Genomic DNA, 18,707 nt, shown 5'->3' on the forward strand with positions numbered 1-18,707 from the left:
AAGCCCTCCGAGGTCTTCCCGCCGCGCCGCCGGCCCGCACCGCCCCCGTCCGAGGAGCGGGCGGCCGGCTGACCCCCTCATCCGCATCCGGCTCGCCGGCACCCGACGCGGCGGCCTCCACCGGGAGGTCGCCGCGTCGGGGCGTCCGGGGATCGCTACTCTGGACGGCATGGACTATGTATCCGCGCTCGTGCCGCCCGTGGTGATGGCCGTCTTCTTCATCGCCCTGATCGTGATCATCGTCAAGAGCCAGGGTGGCCCGAACAAGACAAAGGAGGACGGTGCGGTGGACGCGGCGCTCGCCCGTGCGGAGACCGTAAAGCAGACCGCTCGTCCGGAGAACGCCTGATCGCGGCAGCGGTCCGCCCGCCCCGCGCCCTCCCGGCGTACATCCCCGGAGCGCACGACTCATCGGAGCCGTGCGCTCTTTTGCTGTGTAAATACCCGAACATTCGGGACATCTAGCACTAAAGTGATCTCGTGCCCCGTCAATTGGGAGACCTCGAAGACGCCGTGATGACACGCGTCTGGCAATGGAACCGGCCGGTCACCGTGCGGGAAGTCCTTGAGGACCTTCAGCGGGAACGGTCCATCGCCTACACGACCGTGATGACGGTAATGGACAATCTCCATCAGAAGGGCTGGGTACGCAGGGAAGTCGACGGCCGCGCCTATCGATATACGGCCGTCTCCACCAGGGCCGCCTACTCGGCAGCACTGATGAACGAAGCCTGGTCACGCAGTGACAACCCCGCCGCCGCACTTGTCGCGTTCTTCGGCATGATGTCCGCCGAGCAGCGCGAAGCGCTGCAGGATGCCGTTCGCATGGTTTCCCCCAACCCCGCCGAAACCACCCCCGGCAGCCCCGCCGAACCGACCGCCGGCACCGTCGGAGATGACACCCCGGCCGATGACGCGACGCCGGAGAGCGGGCGATAGCGTCGGGGCATGTCCCCAGAGCAGCCGCAAAGCGATCCGGAAACCGAACTCCATACCGACCCGTCGGTAAATAAGCTCGCCATCACCGTCCGGCGGGCCAGGACGAGTGATGTCGCGGCGGTGCGACGACTCCTCGACGGGTACGTGTCCGGGGGCATCCTGCTCGACAAAGCGACCGTCACCCTTTACGAGGACATCCAGGAGTTCTGGGTCGCGGAACGCGACGAGGACGCGACGGTCATCGGCTGCGGCGCACTTCATGTCATGTGGGAAGACCTGGCGGAAGTACGGACCCTTGCCGTCGACCCCCGCATCAAGGGCGCGGGAGTCGGGCATCACGTACTGGACAAGCTCTTGCGGACCGCCCGATGGCTCGGTGTCCGCAGGGTTTTCTGTCTCACCTTCGAAGTGGACTTCTTCGCGAAGCACGGCTTCGTCGAGATCGGCGAGACGCCCGTCGACACCGATGTCTACAGTGAGCTGCTGCGTTCCTACGACGAGGGTGTCGCGGAGTTCCTCGGTCTCGAACGAGTGAAGCCGAACACCTTGGGCAACAGCCGGATGCTTCTGCACCTGTGATCTGCAGAAGGACCTGCAACCCTATGTCCGAATCGCGCACGTTTCCCGTCTTCTCGGGCTGCTGAACCTCTCCCGAGGGTTTGTGTTTTCGAGGGAAAAGCGGTTTCCTTTCCGCGTACTCCATTTTCGATGAAAGGATATCCCGTGGCACAGAAGGTTCAGGTCCTTCTTGTCGATGACCTCGACGGTGTCGAGGCCGACGAGACCGTCACGTTCGCTCTTGACGGCAAGACGTACGAGATCGACCTCACCACGGCCAACGCGGACAAGCTTCGCGGCCTTCTCGAGCCCTACACCAAGGGTGGGCGTCGCACCGGTGGCCGTGCCGCCACGGGCCGTGGCAAGGGTCGCGCGGCGACCGGAGGCAACAAGGACACCGCGGAAATCCGCCGGTGGGCCCGGGAGAACGGCCACAACGTGAATGACCGCGGCCGCGTTCCCGCCGAGATCCGTGAGGCTTACGAGAAGGCCAACGGCTGATCCGCGGAACCCCTTGTCAGCACCCCGGAACGGGCGCGTGACAACCGGACCCGATGGCATTCCGTAGCCATGGCGTCCACCAGGCGTACGAGGTCGGGGGCATCCCCACCGCTGCTCCCGAAGCCCGCCAGGGCCGGCAGCGCCGACCCGGGCGCATGCCTCGGTTCTGGGGGCCGCAGCCAGACGGCGGCCCCCAGCGAGTCCCCCGGGGCGCCCGGGAGAGGCGGGGCCGTGACGCGGCCCCCCGCGCCCACGGCGGTCAGGTCCAGCGGGACCGGCCCCCACTCCAGCCAGTCGAGCAGCCCCGGCAGCTCATCGGCGCCGCCCGCGGCGACCAGTAGCCCCATCCGCGCACCGGACAGCAGCACGGGACCAGTGCGCACACCGCGGCGCAGCACGGCGTGACCGGCGTCGGCGGGCAGCTCCAGCACATCGAAGCTCACCCCGGTGAGCAGTCGCAGCGGAGCGCGTCCCGCGGTCGCCCAGCCCAGCTCCCTCGCGTACCGCCGGGCGAGAGCGGCGTCGGCGGAACCCGGAGCGGCATCGGGTGACGGTCGGGGCTGCGGGACGGTGCGGGTCATGCCCGATGAACCGCCGAACCACCTCCGAGGTTACGCGGAGTCCGCTTCGCGTCACGTTGTGTGCCGACCGTGGGGGCGTGCGAGAGCGTTCAGCAGCGCAAGGTTGTTCGCCCGTAGCGGAGGGAACCGGGGCGCGCCGCATGGTCTGTCAGTGATTGCGGGTAAGACTTTCCTAGTGGGAAGGGGCGACACGCTGGCCGAGGCGTCTCACGTTCGCCATCGGCGTACTGGCGAAAGGGGTATCTGCCTGGCCTGCGGGAACATCGTCTCGCACCATCGGGTTGGAGCAGTTGTCAGCTGTTCGGCAGTAAGAATCCCCGCCGGTGCGGGGTGATCCGGACGGATGTCGGCAGTTGGAATGAGCTGTCCCGTCCTGCGGGACTAGCATGCGGAAGGACTGGGAGGGGACCGACCCCTCACTGACCGACCGCTCTGAGGAGCGATTAACGATGTTCGAGAGGTTCACCGACCGCGCGCGGCGGGTTGTCGTCCTGGCTCAGGAAGAAGCCCGGATGCTCAACCACAACTACATCGGCACCGAGCACATCCTCCTGGGCCTGATCCACGAGGGTGAGGGTGTCGCCGCTAAGGCCCTGGAGAGCCTCGGGATTTCGCTCGAGGCGGTCCGCCAGCAGGTGGAGGAGATCATCGGGCAGGGGCAGCAGGCTCCTTCCGGGCACATCCCCTTCACCCCGCGAGCCAAGAAGGTCCTGGAGCTGTCGCTCCGCGAGGCCCTTCAGCTGGGCCACAACTACATCGGCACCGAGCACATCCTGCTCGGCCTGATCCGCGAGGGCGAGGGCGTCGCAGCCCAGGTCCTCGTGAAGCTGGGCGCCGACCTGAACCGGGTCCGGCAGCAGGTCATCCAGCTGCTTTCCGGGTATTCGGGCGGCAAGGAGGCGGCCACCGCAGGCGGTCCCGCCGAGGGCACGCCCTCCACGTCCCTGGTGCTCGACCAGTTCGGCCGGAATCTCACCCAGGCCGCTCGTGAGTCCAAGCTCGACCCGGTCATCGGGCGCGAGAAGGAGATCGAGCGGGTCATGCAGGTGCTGTCCCGCCGGACCAAGAACAACCCGGTCCTCATCGGCGAGCCCGGCGTCGGCAAGACGGCGGTCGTCGAGGGCCTGGCCCAGGCGATCGTCAAGGGCGAGGTGCCCGAGACCCTCAAGGACAAGCACCTCTACACCCTGGACCTCGGCGCCCTGGTCGCAGGTTCGCGGTACCGGGGTGACTTCGAGGAGCGCCTGAAGAAGGTTCTCAAGGAGATCCGCACCCGCGGCGACATCATCCTGTTCATCGACGAGCTCCACACGCTGGTCGGTGCGGGTGCCGCGGAAGGCGCCATCGACGCGGCTTCGATCCTGAAGCCCATGCTGGCGCGCGGTGAGCTCCAGACTATCGGCGCCACCACGCTCGACGAGTACCGCAAGCACCTGGAGAAGGACGCGGCCCTGGAGCGCCGCTTCCAGCCCATCCAGGTCGCGGAGCCGTCGCTGCCGCACACCATCGAGATCCTCAAGGGTCTGCGCGACCGTTACGAGGCCCACCACCGGGTCTCCATCACGGACGAGGCCCTCGTCCAGGCCGCGACCCTGGCCGACAGGTACATCTCGGACCGCTTCCTGCCGGACAAGGCGATCGACCTGATCGACGAGGCCGGGTCCCGGATGCGCATCCGCCGGATGACCGCGCCGCCGGACCTCCGCGAGTTCGACGAGAAGATCGCGGGCGTCCGCCGCGACAAGGAGTCGGCCATCGACTCCCAGGACTTCGAGAAGGCGGCTTCCCTCCGTGACAAGGAGAAGCAGCTGCTGGCGGCGAAGGCCAAGCGGGAGAAGGAGTGGAAGGCCGGCGACATGGACGTCGTCGCCGAGGTCGACGGCGAGCTCATCGCCGAGGTCCTGGCCACGGCCACCGGAATCCCGGTCTTCAAGCTGACGGAGGAGGAGTCCTCCCGTCTGCTGCGCATGGAGGACGAGCTCCACAAGCGCGTCATCGGGCAGAAGGACGCCATCAAGGCCCTTTCGCAGGCGATCCGCCGTACGCGAGCCGGCCTGAAGGACCCGAAGCGCCCCGGTGGCTCGTTCATCTTCGCCGGCCCGTCCGGTGTCGGTAAGACCGAGCTCTCCAAGACGCTCGCCGAATTCCTCTTCGGCGACGAGGACGCGCTGATCTCCCTCGACATGTCGGAGTTCAGCGAGAAGCACACGGTTTCCCGCCTCTTCGGTTCGCCCCCCGGCTACGTGGGGTACGAGGAGGGAGGCCAGCTCACCGAGAAGGTGCGCCGCAAGCCGTTCTCCGTCGTCCTCTTCGACGAGGTCGAGAAGGCCCACCCCGACATCTTCAATTCCCTGCTCCAGATTCTGGAGGACGGTCGCCTGACCGACTCCCAGGGTCGGGTCGTGGACTTCAAGAACACGGTCATCATCATGACGACCAACCTCGGGACCCGGGACATCTCGAAGGGCTTCAACCTGGGCTTCGCCGCCCAGGGCGACGTCAAGACGAACTACGAGCGGATGAAGAACAAGGTCAACGAAGAGCTCAAGCAGCACTTCCGGCCGGAATTCCTCAACCGTGTCGACGACACCGTCGTCTTCCACCAGCTGACCGAGGAAGACATCATCCAGATCGTCGACCTCATGCTCGCCAAGGTGGACGAGCGGCTCCGGGACCGCGACATGGGCATCGAGCTCAGCTCCGAGGCCAAGTCGCTCCTGGCGAAGAAGGGCTACGACCCGGTGATGGGCGCCCGGCCGCTGCGCCGGACGATCCAGCGGCAGATCGAGGACATCCTCTCCGAGAAGATCCTCTTCGGTGAGCTGCGTCCCGGTCACATCGTGGTCGTGGGTACCGAGGGCGAGGGTGACGATATGACGTTCACCTTCCGCGGCGAGGAGAAGTCGGCACTGCCCGACGTCCCGCCGATCGAGCAGGCGGCGGGCGGCGCCGGCCCGAACCTGACGAAGGACGCGTGACGCGCACGTAGGGCACACGCGAGGGGCTGCCCCGGTATCGGCTTCACGGCCGGTCCGGGGCAGCCCCTTCTTTCGTGGATCAGTGGATCACTAGCGGGCGGCGGTGAGGCGGTCGCCCAGTTCGTCCGCTCCGAGAAGCACGCGGTGCGCCAGGCCGCGGACGTCCACCGTGAGTCCCGGCCAGTCGTGGAGCGACGTGAGGTCCAGTTTCCCGGTGTGGTCCGAGACCCGCAGGGTGAGGTGGGAGGTCTCCGGGAAGAGGGTACGAAGCAGCGACAGGTCCGCGCCGTCCGCCGGGGAGGGCACGGTCAGGTCCTCGATGGACGGGACGGGCGGCGCGTCGCCGGGGCCGTCCGGCAAGGGGAAGGAACTGAACTCGATCTCGTTGATCCGGGGCAGCTCCCGCAGTTCGGTGAGCGCCTCACCGAAGTTCTTGAGCCCGGACAACTTCAGCGACATGAGTGACGACCAGGCGCCGAGCCCGTCCAGAACGAACGGGCGGTCACTTGCCAGACCGAGGTGGGTGACCCCGGAGTGAGCGGGGATGAGGCTCAGGCCGTCCACCGGGAGGTTCCCCAGGACCAGCAGGGCCAGGCCGCTGGGCAGGGCCGCGATCTGCTCCCAGTGCGAGGGCGGCACGTGCGCGACGTCCAGGAACAGGGCGTACAGCGCGGTGAACTCCATGAGCGGCCGCAGGTCCCTGATGCCTGAGCACTTCCCGATGGACAGCAGACCCAGCCGGTCGCGTACGGGAGAGAGGCAGGAGAGATCGGTGAGCCGCTGATTGTCACTGATGTAGAGACTCTCCAGCGCTCGCTTCCCCTCCAGGGCCTCGCTGATCTCCGACTCCGGCAGACTCTTCCTCAGGGACAGGTCACGAACGGACGGGAGATGCCGAACGGCCCTGAGCCGTTCGCGATCGCTGATCAACAACGGGGCGGCGGAGAGTTCGCAGTGCGTCAGAACCTCGGTGGCGTACGCGTGGGGAGGGAAGTTGCTCCAGTCGTGGATGAACCAACTGCCGACCTGGGGGTGGGCGAGGACCCAGGCGCGGGCGTGCGGTACGGCCTCGCTTCCACCGATCTCGGCGATCAGGCCCGCCATGTACCGGACCGACGGGTAGTCGGGCGTCAGGCTCTCCGGCGCGGGGAAGCCGTCCAGCGCCGCTGGCCCCAGCCGTGCCACCGCCTTGGCCCGGTCGTGGTCCAGCAACGGGTACAACGCCGCCGTGCTCCGGCGGACCCGCTCCCGTACCCGGTCGTCCAGCCACGCCGCGTGCTGCGCGCACAGCGCGGCCAGGACGTGGAGGTCGACGCGCCCCATCGCCCCGTCCTCGTGCTCCAGGCCCGCGTCCAGCAAACCGTCCACCAGCACCGCCAGTTCGTGCCGCCCGCAGGTCGGCCCCGGTCCGCTGACAGACGAGGCGGAAGGGCCTGGCCGCCAGGACCGGGGCGAGCGGCACGCACTCGACGCGGCGGCCGTCGCGCTGCTGGGGGATCTGCCGGGCGATGCCCAGCAGCACGTCCCCCATGAAGACCGGGCCGCCGGAGAGCCCGGACAGGGCCGCCGGCTCATCGTCCGGGCGAGCGGCGGGCGGGCCGTCGAGGTCGCAGACCAGCAGGTCGCGGACGCGGCCCGCCAGGGGCAGGACCGTCGCCGTGTACTGGTCGGCCTCCAGGCGCCGGTCGCGGCCGTACCGCTGGACGCGCGGGAAGCCGGTGATCTCGCACCCGGGTATCGCCTGGCGGGTGTCGACCACGCCGAGCCGCACGGCCGGGACCGGCCGCACCGGCTCGACGGCCTCCAGCAGCGCCACGTCCAGGCGGTAGTCGATCCAGGCGACGGTGGCCCGTACGCGGTCCGGGAGAGCGGGGTGAGCGATCAGGACGGACCCGGACTTGACCACATGGGCGCAGGTCAGCACCAGCCGGTCGGTGAGGAGGACGCCGCTGCCCTGCTGGATCGAGGAGACGACCACCGTACGGTCGGCGGGGTGGGTGATCGTCGCGCTCACGTGCGGGTGGTCCCGTCACCGAACCCCGCCGTGGACCCGTCGTCCTCCGTCCCGATCTCCCACGCCTCGCCCGTCGCGGCGTCGCGCGGGGTCAGGGTGAAGGCCACCTTGTGCGTGCGGCCCGTGGTGCGGGCGGCGTCCGCGCCCGCCTCGACCACCCAGGCCTTCACCTTGCCGCCCGCTTTGACCTCCCGGCGCAGTTCGAGGGCGAACTCCATCTGGATGTCGCCGACCGCGAAGGAGACGGGTGGTCCGTGGCCCGGGTCGCCGCGTCGATGAGCTGGTTGCGGATGGACGCGACGGCATCGGCGAGCTCGATGCCGTCCAGCGCATGGGTGTTCTCGGCCGTCATGGGTCCCCCCGGGGTGCGGTGCTGCTTTCCCGCCAGCGTAGTGAAGTAGCAGGCCGAAGGTCCCGAACCGGAAGGTCTTAGGTCCCACCGGCGGTGACAAGGCGCACAGCCCGAAGCAGGCCTACTACCCGGGCCAGTAGAAGGGGTCATGATCGGCCGCGGGACCTTCGGCCCGGCGTCGGCAGGCTCTTCCGAGGTGGTGGGCGTTACGGTCGTTTCACGGTGCCATGTCCGGAAAGGGCCCCGTGGAACAGGCGTTAAACGTCTTCCGCGCGAAGGATTTCGTAGCCCGCATCGCCCCTCGTAAGGGGGCAAGCGCGACCAATTCCCTCGGCCCCGTCTACGGCTTTTCTTCGTAGATGGGGTGTTTGGGTACCGGCGGGGGTGCGGGTTACCAAGGTGGAGCAAGCCCGGACAGCACGCCGGGTCCACTCACCTTCGGAGGACTTCCTCGTATGAAGCGCGCAACGAACCAGCACTCCATCCGCCCGTCCGCCTTCCGCGTCCGTGGCGCCGTCCTGGCCGCCGGCCTGGGGGCGTCCGTGGTGCTGGGTGCCGGTACGGCGTTCGCCTCCAGCAGCACCGGCGCTGCCGCCGCTCCCCTCGGGGCCGGCACGACCGCCGACTCGGTCGCCCAGCAGGCGGCCGCGCAGGGCAAGGCCGCCGACGCGGCCAAGAAGGCGGCCGCGAAGAAGGCCTCCGACGCCAAGAAGAAGGCCGAGGACAAGAAGAAGGCCGCGAAGAAGAACGCCGCCTCCTGGAAGTCCCCGGTCAAGAAGTACACGCTGAGCGCCAGCTACGGCACCGGCGGCGCCCGCTGGGCCGCCAAGCACTCCGGCCAGGACTTCGCCGTGCCGGTCGGCACCGACGTCGTGGCCGCCCACAAGGGCACCGTCGTGAAGGCCGGCCCGAACGGCGCCGGCGACGGCCCCGCGTACGGCAACGCCGTCGTGATCAAGCACTCCAACGGCAAGTACTCGCAGTACGCGCACCTGTCGAAGGTCAACGTGAAGATCGGCCAGACCGTGAAGACGGGCCAGAAGATCGCCCTGTCCGGCAACACCGGAAACTCCAGCGGCCCGCACCTTCACTTCGAGATCCGCACCACCCCGAACTACGGCTCGGCGCTGAACCCGGCCGCGTTCCTCCGCTCGGTGCACGTCTCCATCTGATCCGGCCGGCGTAACCGCGAGGCCCCACGGCACCGGCGTCAGCCGGCGCCCGGCCGGCCGCGCAGCACAACCGAAAAGTGTCAGTGGACCCGCTACACCCCGGCACCCGGGGCGTGCGCCCGGGTCACCCGACCGACGGCGACGTCGAGGACAGCCTCACGGCTCACTCCTCGGGGTCGCCGTCGGCGTTCCGCCACCCTGCCCGACGGGCGGCCCATGGCTCAGTCCGACGGCTGCCGCTGGTCGGCCATCCGCAGCACCGGGAAGCTCCCCGTCACCGTCGGCGCGTGCTCCGGCAGCCACAGCACCGCGATCGCCCCGCCCGTGCCCTCCGCCGCACCCGAGGGCGCCGCGTTGCGGAAGGTCAGCCGGGCCCCCAGCACCCGCGCCTGGCCCGCCGCGATCGTCAGGCCAAGACCGTGCCCGTGCCCGGCCCGGTCCATGCTGCCGGTACGGAACCGGCTCGGCCCGTCCCGCAGCAGCTCCTCCGGGAACCCCGGCCCGTGGTCGCGGACCCGCACCACCCGGCCCTCGACCGTGACCTCCACCGGGGTGGAGCCGTGCTTGGCGGCGTTCCCGAGCAGATTGCCGAGGATGCGCTCCAGCCGGCGCGGATCGGTGGAAACCCACGACTCGTGCACCACCTGCACGGTCACCTCGGGGTTCAGCAGCCCGATCCGGCGGCTGACGAACTCGCCGAGCGGCAGTTCCTGGAGCTCCGCCCGCTCCGACGCACTGTCCAGGCGGGCCACCTCCAGCACATCCTCGACCAGCGTGCGCATCGCCTGGGCCCGGTCGCGTACCAGCTCGGTGGGGCGGCCCGGCGGCAGCAGCTCGGCCGCCGTGAGCAGCCCGGTCACCGGGGTACGCAGCTCATGGGCGATGTCCGCGGTGACCCGGCGCTCCGCCTCGATCCGCTCGTTGAGCGCGTCGGTCAGCGCGTCGACCGCCCGCGCCAGCTCGTCGGTCTCGTCGCGGACGACCCCGCCGACGGCTTCCCTGACCCGTACGTCCGTCTGCCCCTGGGCGACCCGGCCCGCCGCGGCCGCGGCCTTGCGCAGCCGGCGCGAGAGCTGGCCGCCGATGAGTACCCCGAGTGCGCAGCCGCCGAAGACCACCGAGACCGAGCCGATGATCAGGGCCCGGTCCAGGTCGTCCATGATCGTGGCGGAGCGGTCCGCGAACCGGGTGTGCAGCGAGAGCACGTCCCCGCCCGCCAGCGGAACCGCCGCCCAGACCTCGGGGACCCCGTCGGGGCCTTGCGCCACATGGGTGGCCCGGCGGTTCTTGCGGACCTCGTCGCGCAGGCTCGGCGGGATCGTCGGGTCGTTGAGCTTCGCCCCGAACTTCGGCCCGCCCTTCTGCATGCTCGTCGCCTCGTAGAAGCGCTGGGCGCCCAGCAGCCGCTCCAGCTGCACCTCGCGGGCGTTCTCGATCATCGAGACGCGGGCCGCGTTGTGCACCACGAGGCTCAGCGCCACCGCGATGAGCGCGCCGACCGCCGCGATGGCGATGCTGATCTTCCAGCGGACACCGGTCCGCAGGGCCAGTCGCTTCATCCCCGTCTCACCGGCCGCTTCGCCCTCACCAACCGCTTGATCCGCGCAGACCGCTTCATCCCGCCTCAGCCGCGCAGCTTGTAGCCGAAGCCGCGGACCGTGTCGATCCGGTCCTGGCCGATCTTGGTGCGCAGCCGCTGGACGTGCACGTCAACTACCCGGGTGTCCCCGCCCCAGCCGTAGTCCCAGACCCGCTCCAGGAGCTTGTCGCGGGACAGGACGGTGCCCGGCGCGGACGAGAACTCCAGCAGCAGCCGCATCTCGGTGGGCGTCAGCGCCACCTGCTCGCCGGCGCGCCGCACCTCCATTCCGTCGGTGTCGACCTCCAGATCGCCGAAGACCAGTACCCCGCCGAGCGTCTCGGCGTCCCCCTCCGGACCGCCCTGGCCCAGGCCGTCCGGCCCGGCCGCGTGGCCGAAGCGGCGCAGCACCGCCCGGATGCGGGCGACCAGGACCGCGCCGTCGAAGGGCTTGGTGACGTAGTCGTCGGCCCCGGCCTCCAGGCCGAGCACCACGTCGATCGAGTCGGCCCGCGCGGAGAGCATGATCACCGGCACGGTCGACTCGTCCCGGATACGGCGGCACAGGCTCACCCCGTCCAGGCCCGGCACCATCACGTCGAGCAGGGCGATGTCCGGCCGGTCGGCGCGGAACGCCTCCAGACCGGAGAGCCCGTCGGGCATCGCGGTGACCGTGAAGCCGACCCGCTCCAGGGCGAGCTGGGTGGCCTCGCGGATGACGTCGTCGTCCTCGACGAAGAGGACGTGGGTCTCGGCCATGGAGCTGCTTCTCGCTTTCCGTTCCTGCCCGGTTCCACCGGCACGACTTCGGTCCTGCCCGGGTTCAGTTCCTGCCCGGCTCCACCGGCTCGTCCGACGGAACCGGATCCAGCGGCTCCGACTGCACGGGCAGGTCACCGTCCGTGCCCTCGACGGCACGGCTGAAGTCGTTGTGCACCCGGTCGTGCTCGGTGAAGCGGTCGCTCGCCCAACGGTAGGTGACCACCTCCGAGCCGGACGGGTACCCCAGTGGATCCTTCGACCCGTAGACCTGGGTGGTCACCACCAGGTCGCCCCGGTCGATCGTTCCGTAGATGGCGGGGACCTCGGCCGAGAAGACGTTCTTGTACGAGCCGTCGCCTTCCGCCCGGTACACGTACGTTCCGACGCCCACCGAGTCGGCGCAGCTCATCACGTTGACCACCACGTCGGCGACCCGGCCGTCGGTCACCGACCCGTACGAGGTGTCGACCGGATAGGCCTTGCCCGCGCAGGGCCTGAGTCCGTCCCTGATCCGCTCGCCCACCTTGGGGTCGTCCTTGAGGAGCCGCACGGCGTCGACCCGCCTGACGGGCGGGGTCGTGCCGGAAGGGCTGGCCCGCGGGGTGGTCTGGGCGACCGGCTGACTGCCGGCGGGACCCTCGTCCCGGGTGCCGGTGCCACCCGTGGAGCAGCCGGCGCCGAACAGCCCGAAGGCGACGAGTCCGGCCAAGGCCGTGCCACTCGCCGCCATACCGCTCCGGAAGCTCCGGCTCCGGCCCGGTCTCCCCGGGTCGTCGTCGCCGTCGTCCGAGCCGCCCGAGGAGCCGTCCCCGAATGCGTCCCCTCCGCTGCTGCTGCCGTTCAGGCCGCGCACCGCTCCATCCCCCGCTCGTTGTGACGCCAGTTGCGCTGCGCCGGTGTGTGCGCCCTCGCCCCCGGCACCGCCGTGACCGGTGACCGCTGGGCGGGGACACGGGCGGAGGTGACCGGTGCCGCGCTCCGGTGGCCCCCGGTCTCCCGTGCGACCGCCTCGCGGCTGTCCAGCTCGCGGCTCTCCAGCTCCTGGCGCAGTCGTGCCAGGGCCCGGTGCAGCGTGCTCTTGACCGTACCGGCCGACATGCCGAGCGCCGCGGCCGTCTCCTCCGTGCTCATCTGCTCCCAGTGTCGCAGCACGACGACGCTGCGCTGCTTGGGAGCCAGAATGCCCAGAATGTCCATCAGGAGGGCGCGGTCGGCGCGCTGCTCGCTGCCGTCCTCGACGCTCGCGTCGGGCAGCTGCTCGGTCGGCACCTCTTCGAGCTTGCGCGCCCGCCACCACTCCGTACGGGTGTTGATCATGACGCGGCGCAGATAGGCGTCGGCCAGGGACTTGTCGGCGATGCCGTCCCAGCGGCCGTAAGTGCGCACCAGGGCGGTCTGCAGCAGGTCCTGTGCATCGACGGGGTCGGGAACCAGACGACGCGCGCTGCGCAGCAGCGCCTCCTGCCGTGTGCGTACGTAGTCCTCGAACGCGAGCACCTCGCCCTGCGCCATGACAACCGCCTCCGTCCCCGAACATCCCCGTGCACCGCCGGGCCGCGGGGTGTTCCGCGGTCCGGCCGTCCTGCTGTCGAAGACGCTACGGAGGCGTTGTCACGGCGATGTGCGGAGCAGCCGTAGGCCGGTGCACGGCTGCCCATCGATTGTGTAACAGCGGGGGGCAGGACACTCCCCGAGGTGCGGGACGGGACGGGACGGAGCGGAGCGGGGCGATCAGGTCAGCGGAAGGCGGTACCTGCCGTCGGCCAACGGCTCGACCAGCCCGTCCGCCACGAGCCCGTCCAGCGCGCGGGCGCGCTGCACCGGCTCCTCCCACACCGCGTCCAGGGCGGCCTGCGGTACGGGATGCAGTGCGTCCCGCAACACCGCCAGCAGCCGCCCGCGCACCTGGCGGTCGGTGCCGGCGTACGTCTGGCCCTTGCGCGGCGGCCCCTGGTACGCGGGCTTCCCGGCCAGCCGCCAGGCACACCGCGAGGCGATCGGGCACCGGTCGCAGTCCTCGTTGCGCGCGGTGCACACGAGCGCGCCCAGCTCCATCGTGGCCGCCGCCCAGCGCGCCGCCCGCTCGTCCTCCTCGGGCAGCAGCGCCCGCGCGAGCTTGCGCTCGGCGGCCGTGGTCGCGCTCGGCGGATACTGGACCCCGGACGCGGCGCGGGCGAACACCCGGCGGACGTTCGTGTCGAGCACCGCGTGCCGTTGCCCGTACGCGAACGAGGCCACGGCCGCCGCCGTGTACTCGCCGATCCCGGGCAGCGCCAGCAGCTGGGCGTGCTCGCTCGGCACATCGCCGCCGTGCCGTTCCGTTATCGCCTGCGCGGCCCCGTGCAGCCGAAGTGCACGGCGCGGGTAGCCGAGCCGGCCCCAGGCGCGGACCGCTTCACCGGGCGCCTCGGCGGCCAGGTCGGCGGGGCGGGGCCAGCGGGCGAGCCACTGTTCGTACACCGGGAGGACCCGGCTCACCGGGGTCTGCTGCAGCATGAACTCGCTGACCATCACGGACCAGGCGCCCGCTTCGGGGCGGCGCCAGGGCAGATCGCGGGCATGCTGCTCGAACCACCCGATGACGGGGGTGTGGAGGGAGGCGGCGGCGGGGGGCGTCTGGGCTGAAGTCGAAGTCATGGCAGTCATGGCAATGACGATCCTGGCATGGAAGAGGGGGCGTCGGTCACGGGTGCGGGGGTGTCGGCCCGCGCGGCGGCCCAGGGGGTGACAACGCCACCCGTTCTGTCCCCTGTGACCGGCTCGCGACCTCGTTCCCGTGATGATGATCGGCAAAACTTGTGAGCGGAGCGGCGGGTGGGGCCTGAGTCGGCCTGGATCTCTCGTAGAGTTCGGACCGTGGGATCTATGCGCAATCCGGTCGGTCCGCTTCCCTCCAGCATCTACTGGCGTCGAAGGGCGGTAGCGGGACTTCTGGTTGCGCTGCTCGCCGTGCTGATCGCCTGGGCGATGACGTCCGGAAGCGGTGGGGGGACGCGGGACGACGGCAAGTCCGGCGGCTCCGGCCCGGCCAGGTCGATCGACCCCGGGCCGTCGAGCTCCGGCCCCGCGATCAGTCAACAGCCGGGCGGCCGCGACGAGTCGGGCGGGAGCGCCGGCTCCGGAGGCTCCGACGGCGGCACGGGCGCGTCCTCCGGCGGCGCGAACGACGGCGCCTCTTCCGAAGGTGCGTCGTCCGACGGGGCGTCAACAGGCGGTGCGGACACGGCCGGTTCGGGTGCGGGCGGCGGCGGCACGGCGGGCCGACAGGTCCCGGCCGGCTCCCCGCTCCCCGAGTGCGAGCCAGCCGCGGTGCGGTTGAGCCTGCGGACGAAGGTCAGTTACGGCCCCGACGACAAGCCGAAGTTCGAACTGATCGCGAAGAACACCTCGTCGACCACGTGCAAGGCCGACTTCGGGCCGAAGAACGCGGTCCTCACGGTCACCGAGGCCGGTGGCGAGGACGACGATCCGATCTGGTCCTCGAAGGACTGCCCCGCCGCGGCCGGCCCGCTGTTCCTGAAGGTCCCGGCGGGCGCGACGGTGATCCACACGGTGGACTGGAACCGCACCCTGTCCGCCCCGGGCTGCGCGACCCCGCCGGCGGGCAAGGCCGGCCCGGGAACGTACCTCCTGGAGGCGAAGGCCCCCGGCGAACCGGTCCAGCGAGCCTCTTTCGTCCTCGCCAAGGACTGACCGGCGCCCATCCAGCCCGCCCGGCATCTTCAGCCCGTCAGGCGTTTGAGGACGGAACTGTCGACACGGACCGGCGATGCGCCCACGGTTCCGGACGGCCCGGTACAACCAGCCCGCCCGGCATCTCCGGCCCGTCAGGCGTTTGAGGACGGAACCCTTAACACGGGCGGGCGACGCGCCCACAGGGCAGGGCGAGCCCGTGATTCCAGCCCGCCCCGGGCCCGGGGCCCGTCCCCAGACGCCCGGACGGGCTGGGGAAGCGGCCCGACGTCAGACGTACCGCTCCAGGATCGACGACTCCGCCAACCGCGAGAGCCCCTCCCGCACGCTGCGCGCCCGCGCCTCGCCGACGCCGTCCACCGTCTGGAGGTCGTCCACGCTCGCCGCCAGCAGCTTCTGCAGACCGCCGAAGTGCTCCACCAGCCGCTCGATGATCGCCCCCGGCAGCCGCGGCACCTTCGCCAGCAGCCGGAAGCCCCGCGGCGACACCGCCGAGTCCAGTGTCTCGGGCGAGCCGCTGTAGCCCAGCGCCCGTGCCACCACCGGCAGCTCCAGCAGCTCCGTGTGGCTCAGCGCGTCCAGCTCGGTCAGCGCCTCGGCCACCGTGCGCGACCGCTTCGCCGTCGGCTCGGGCACATAGTCCCGGACGACCAGCTCCCGCTCCGGCTCCACCCCGGCGATCAGCTCGTCCAGCTGGAGGGAGAGCAGCCGTCCGTCCGTGCCGAGCTCGACCACGTACTCCGCGATCTCCGTGGCGATCCGCCGCACCATCTCCAGCCGCTGCGCCACCGCCGTCACGTCCCGGACGGTGACCAGGTCCTCGATCTCCAGCGCGGAAAGCGTGCCGGCCACCTCGTCGAGGCGCAGCTTGTACCGCTCCAGGGTGGCGAGTGCCTGATTGGCCCGGGACAGGATCGCGGAGGACTCCTCCAGGACCCGTCGCTCCCCGTCCACGTACAGCGCGATCAGCCGCATCGACTGGGAGACCGAGACGACGGGGAAGCCGCACGCCTTGGAGACCCGGTCCGCCGTACGGTGACGGGTGCCCGTCTCCTCCGTGTGGATCGAGGCGTCCGGGACCAGCTGCACACCGGCCCGCAGGATCTTGGTCATGTCCTTGTCGAGGATCAGTGCCCCGTCGAGCTTGCACAGCTCGCGCAGGCGCGTCGCCGTGAACTCCACGTCCAGCACGAATCCGCCGGTGCACATCGACTCGACGGTCTTGTCCATGCCCAGCACGATCAGCCCACCGGTATTGCCGCGGAGAATGCGCTCCAGGCCGTCCCGCAGGGCCATTCCGGGCGCGACCGCGCTCAACGAGGCACGCATCAGCGCCTCGTTACCGGTGCCTTGGCCGGACTTTCCGGGCGTCGTCGCCCGGTCGTTGGCTGCCACTGCACTCCTCCGGTCACAGGTTTGCGGTGCCCTTGCGTCCCCCATGCCGTGTCCACGGGCGGGCGAGACCAGGGCAAAGTCTACCGGCGCGCGTTGTCTTCCTGACGAGGCTGCGGCGCCTCTTGACGAGACCGGCGCGGGAGGACCCGCAGAGCATCGCCCATGTCGGCGACTTCCGTGACCTTCATACCGGCCGGGACCCTTCCCGGGTCGGTCGGAACGAGCGCGTGGGTGAAGCCGAGACGGTGTGCCTCGGACAGTCTCCGCTGCACCCCGGTGACCCTTCTGACCTCGCCCGCGAGCCCCACCTCACCGATCGCGACCAGGTTCTTCGGGAGCGGGGTGTCGCTGGCCGCGCTGGCCAGTGCGAGCGCGATCGCGAGGTCGGCGGCGGGCTCGGTGAGCTTCACGCCGCCCACCGTCGCGCTGTAGATGTCCCGCTTGCCGAGCGCGGTGATCCGGCCGCGCTGCTCCAGGACGGCGAGCATCATCGAGACCCGGGAGGTCTCCAGACCGGAGGTCGTGCGCCGGGGTGAAGGGATCTGCGAGTCGACGGTGAGCGCCTGCACCTCGGCGACCAGGGGCCGCTTGCCCTCCAGCGTCACCGTCAGACAGGTGCCCGGCACCGCCACGTCGCGGCGGGTCAGGAAGAGGCCCGAGGGGTCGGCGAGACCGGTGATGCCCTCGTCGTGCAGCTCGAAGCAGCCGACCTCGTCGGTCGCCCCGTAACGGTTCTTGACGCCGCGCACCAGACGCAGCCGGGCGTGGCGGTCACCCTCGAAGGACAGCACGACGTCCACCAGGTGCTCCAGCAGCCGGGGCCCGGCGATCGCGCCGTCCTTCGTGACGTGGCCGACGAGCAGCGTGGCCATCCCGCGCTCCTTGGAGGCCCGGATCAGCGCCCCGGCGACCTCCCGCACCTGCGCCATCCCGCCGGGCGCGCCGTCGATCTCGGGCGAGGCGACCGTCTGCACCGAGTCCAGGACGAGCAGCGAGGGCTTCACCGCGTCCAGATGGCCGAGCACCGCGGAGAGGTCGGTCTCCGCTGCGAGGTAGAGGTGGTCGTTGATCGCGCGGATCCGGTCGGCCCGCATCCGGACCTGGCTCGCGGACTCCTCGGCGGTCACATAGAGCGTGCGGTGGTCGTCGCTCGCCGCCTTGGCCGCCACGTCCAGCAGCAGCGTCGACTTGCCGACCCCCGGCTCGCCCGCCAGCAGCACGACCGCGCCCGGCACGAGCCCGCCGCCGAGCACCCGGTCCAGCTCACCGACGCCGGTCGAGCGGGCGGTGGCCTGCCGGCTGTCGACCTGGCCGATCGGCACGGCGGCGGTGGAGACCCGGCCGGCCGCGGTGGTGCGCACGGCGGGGGCGCCGCCGAACTCCTCGACCGTCCCCCACGCCTGGCACTCGGGGCAACGCCCGAGCCACTTGGCGGTGGTCCAGCCGCATTCGGTGCAGCGGTAGGACGGACGGTCCTTCGCGGATTTCGTACGGGCAGCCATGGCGTCACCGTATAGGTGGGGTACGACAACGCCGCCCGCACGGTCGGTGTGCGCTGTCCGTACGGTCGGCGTGCGCGGCCCTTCTGCACGCAGGGCGCACGGAAGCACTCCCGTGCGCTCCAGCCCGAATCCATGACTCCTATCCTCTTTCGAGGGATACGTTCACCCGTAAGGATTAAATGTGCTCAAGGGGCACTAAGGGCATGCGCTCCCCTGCCTACGGTCGCCGGGTGACGAGCAGCAGGCTGGAGCCCCCCACGCACACCACCGGCGCACACCGGGCGCATCGCCGAGCACCCCACGCCCCGGCACAGCGACCGCCCGCACGTTACGAGCCGTATCTCGACGGACTCTTCACCTACTGCCTCTCCGTGCTCTGCGATCACGACGCGGCGACCGAGGCGCTCGGTGCCGTCCTGTCGATCGCGGACCGGCAGGACGCCCGGGGCCCCACGGCCGAGGAGGAACGTAAATCCTGGCTGTACGCGCTGGCCCGGTGGGCCTGCCTGCGCACCCTCACCGAGCGCAAGCACGGCCGCCGGGCCCACGGCCGGCCCGCCGGGACGGTCAAGCCGCCCCGTACGGCGAAAGCCACCGCCGCGCCCCGGCACCAGGGGGCGCACACCCCCCAGCGCACCCCCCAGCGCACGCCGGAGCACACCCCGCCCGCCACCCCCGAGG

At 70.7% G+C, this 18,707-nt stretch carries 16 protein-coding genes and 3 pseudogenes; 8 read left to right on the forward strand and 11 right to left on the reverse strand.

What is annotated here, in order from left to right; translation table 11 throughout:
- Positions 1-169 precede the first annotated feature (169 nt).
- The 4 genes from B9S58_RS03610 to B9S58_RS03625 all read left to right on the forward strand — a co-directional run bounded on the left by B9S58_RS03610 (position 170) and on the right by B9S58_RS03625 (position 1,998).
- Positions 170-349: a hypothetical protein gene (locus B9S58_RS03610; protein ID WP_103530699.1), complete on the forward strand. Its 180-nt coding sequence runs from the start codon at positions 170-172 to the stop codon at positions 347-349.
- Positions 350-480: 131 nt separating this feature from the next.
- Positions 481-939 carry a BlaI/MecI/CopY family transcriptional regulator gene (locus B9S58_RS03615; RefSeq protein WP_103530700.1) on the forward strand — a complete coding sequence of 153 codons (459 nt, stop codon included), beginning with the start codon at positions 481-483 and terminating at the stop codon, positions 937-939.
- Between the two features lie 9 nt (positions 940-948).
- Positions 949-1,518, forward strand: coding sequence for an amino-acid N-acetyltransferase (locus B9S58_RS03620; RefSeq protein WP_258044177.1), 570 nt, complete (start codon positions 949-951; stop codon positions 1,516-1,518).
- Positions 1,519-1,662: 144 nt separating this feature from the next.
- Positions 1,663-1,998, forward strand: coding sequence for an Lsr2 family protein (locus B9S58_RS03625; protein ID WP_103530701.1), 336 nt, complete (start codon positions 1,663-1,665; stop codon positions 1,996-1,998).
- On the opposite strand, the gene B9S58_RS03630 is transcribed toward B9S58_RS03625, so the two are convergent.
- Positions 1,977-2,579, reverse strand: coding sequence for an SCO3374 family protein (locus tag B9S58_RS03630; RefSeq protein WP_103530702.1), 603 nt, complete (start codon positions 2,577-2,579; stop codon positions 1,977-1,979). The two genes, B9S58_RS03625 and B9S58_RS03630, sit on opposite strands and share 22 nt — an antisense overlap.
- 449 nt (positions 2,580-3,028) lie before the next feature.
- Between B9S58_RS03630 and B9S58_RS03640 the strand changes: the two genes are divergently transcribed.
- Positions 3,029-5,557 (forward strand): ATP-dependent Clp protease ATP-binding subunit, encoded by a 2,529-nt coding sequence (locus tag B9S58_RS03640; RefSeq protein WP_103530703.1) that lies wholly within the window; start codon positions 3,029-3,031, stop codon positions 5,555-5,557.
- Positions 5,558-5,647: 90 nt separating this feature from the next.
- On the opposite strand, the gene B9S58_RS03645 is transcribed toward B9S58_RS03640, so the two are convergent.
- The 3 genes and pseudogenes from B9S58_RS03645 to B9S58_RS03650 all read right to left on the reverse strand — a co-directional run bounded on the left by B9S58_RS03645 (position 5,648) and on the right by B9S58_RS03650 (position 7,923).
- Positions 5,648-6,931: a hypothetical protein gene (locus B9S58_RS03645; RefSeq protein ID WP_258044178.1), complete on the reverse strand. Its 1,284-nt coding sequence runs from the start codon at positions 6,929-6,931 to the stop codon at positions 5,648-5,650.
- Positions 6,930-7,559: pseudogene (locus tag B9S58_RS38710) on the reverse strand (serine protease); the annotation flags it as partial. The gene B9S58_RS03645 and the pseudogene B9S58_RS38710, both read right to left, overlap by 2 nt.
- 8 nt (positions 7,560-7,567) lie before the next feature.
- Positions 7,568-7,923, reverse strand: a pseudogene (locus B9S58_RS03650) (trypco2 family protein).
- A gap of 455 nt (positions 7,924-8,378) precedes the next feature.
- On the opposite strand from B9S58_RS03650, the gene B9S58_RS03655 reads away from it, so the two are divergent.
- Entirely contained in the window at positions 8,379-9,095 is a 717-nt protein-coding gene (locus tag B9S58_RS03655; protein ID WP_103530704.1) for a M23 family metallopeptidase, read from the forward strand.
- A gap of 221 nt (positions 9,096-9,316) precedes the next feature.
- On the opposite strand, the gene cseC is transcribed toward B9S58_RS03655, so the two are convergent.
- From cseC to B9S58_RS03680, 5 genes are all read right to left on the reverse strand, one after another.
- A complete protein-coding gene (gene cseC / locus B9S58_RS03660) occupies positions 9,317-10,654 on the reverse strand; it encodes a two-component system sensor histidine kinase CseC (protein ID WP_103530705.1) in 1,338 nt (445 codons plus the stop codon).
- Positions 10,655-10,719: 65 nt separating this feature from the next.
- Entirely contained in the window at positions 10,720-11,433 is a 714-nt protein-coding gene (gene cseB, locus B9S58_RS03665; RefSeq protein WP_103530706.1) for a two-component system response regulator CseB, read from the reverse strand.
- Between the two features lie 64 nt (positions 11,434-11,497).
- Positions 11,498-12,166, reverse strand: a complete 669-nt coding sequence (locus tag B9S58_RS03670) for a hypothetical protein (protein ID WP_103530712.1) — start codon at positions 12,164-12,166, stop codon at positions 11,498-11,500.
- Between the two features lie 110 nt (positions 12,167-12,276).
- Positions 12,277-12,948 carry a SigE family RNA polymerase sigma factor gene (locus B9S58_RS03675; RefSeq protein WP_103530707.1) on the reverse strand — a complete coding sequence of 224 codons (672 nt, stop codon included), beginning with the start codon at positions 12,946-12,948 and terminating at the stop codon, positions 12,277-12,279.
- A gap of 219 nt (positions 12,949-13,167) precedes the next feature.
- On the reverse strand, positions 13,168-14,082 hold the full coding sequence (locus tag B9S58_RS03680; RefSeq protein WP_103530708.1) for an A/G-specific adenine glycosylase: 915 nt from the start codon (positions 14,080-14,082) through the stop codon (positions 13,168-13,170).
- 303 nt (positions 14,083-14,385) lie between these two features.
- Between B9S58_RS03680 and B9S58_RS03685 the strand changes: the two genes are divergently transcribed.
- Entirely contained in the window at positions 14,386-15,129 is a 744-nt protein-coding gene (locus B9S58_RS03685) for a hypothetical protein (RefSeq protein WP_103530709.1), read from the forward strand.
- A 270-nt stretch (positions 15,130-15,399) separates the two neighbouring features.
- Here the strand turns inward: B9S58_RS03685 and disA are convergent, their stop codons facing one another.
- Both disA and radA read right to left on the reverse strand, forming a co-directional pair.
- Entirely contained in the window at positions 15,400-16,524 is a 1,125-nt protein-coding gene (gene disA / locus B9S58_RS03690) for a DNA integrity scanning diadenylate cyclase DisA (RefSeq protein ID WP_003968311.1), read from the reverse strand.
- An 80-nt stretch (positions 16,525-16,604) separates the two neighbouring features.
- On the reverse strand, positions 16,605-18,026 hold the full coding sequence (gene radA, locus B9S58_RS03695) for a DNA repair protein RadA (protein WP_103530710.1): 1,422 nt from the start codon (positions 18,024-18,026) through the stop codon (positions 16,605-16,607).
- Between the two features lie 179 nt (positions 18,027-18,205).
- Here radA and B9S58_RS03700 point away from each other — a divergent pair.
- Positions 18,206-18,707: pseudogene (locus B9S58_RS03700) on the forward strand (hypothetical protein); the annotation flags it as partial.

Origin of the sequence: Streptomyces sp. SM11 (assembly GCF_002910905.1) — a bacterium.
In the GTDB taxonomy this organism is placed as follows: Bacteria; Actinomycetota; Actinomycetes; order Streptomycetales; family Streptomycetaceae; genus Streptomyces.

Coding starts and splice junctions, on each gene's coding strand:
- B9S58_RS03610 (WP_103530699.1), top strand. CDS start 170: ATGGACTATGTATCCGCGCTCGTGCCGCCCGTGGTGATGGCCGTCTTC.
- B9S58_RS03620 (WP_258044177.1), top strand. CDS start 949: ATGTCCCCAGAGCAGCCGCAAAGCGATCCGGAAACCGAACTCCATACC.
- B9S58_RS03630 (WP_103530702.1), bottom strand. CDS start 2,579: ATGACCCGCACCGTCCCGCAGCCCCGACCGTCACCCGATGCCGCTCCG.
- B9S58_RS03640 (WP_103530703.1), top strand. CDS start 3,029: ATGTTCGAGAGGTTCACCGACCGCGCGCGGCGGGTTGTCGTCCTGGCT.
- B9S58_RS03655 (WP_103530704.1), top strand. CDS start 8,379: ATGAAGCGCGCAACGAACCAGCACTCCATCCGCCCGTCCGCCTTCCGC.
- cseC (WP_103530705.1), bottom strand. CDS start 10,654: ATGAAGCGACTGGCCCTGCGGACCGGTGTCCGCTGGAAGATCAGCATC.
- cseB (WP_103530706.1), bottom strand. CDS start 11,433: ATGGCCGAGACCCACGTCCTCTTCGTCGAGGACGACGACGTCATCCGC.
- B9S58_RS03670 (WP_103530712.1), bottom strand. CDS start 12,166: ATGGCGGCGAGTGGCACGGCCTTGGCCGGACTCGTCGCCTTCGGGCTG.
- B9S58_RS03675 (WP_103530707.1), bottom strand. CDS start 12,948: ATGGCGCAGGGCGAGGTGCTCGCGTTCGAGGACTACGTACGCACACGG.
- B9S58_RS03680 (WP_103530708.1), bottom strand. CDS start 14,082: ATGACTGCCATGACTTCGACTTCAGCCCAGACGCCCCCCGCCGCCGCC.
- radA (WP_103530710.1), bottom strand. CDS start 18,026: ATGGCTGCCCGTACGAAATCCGCGAAGGACCGTCCGTCCTACCGCTGC.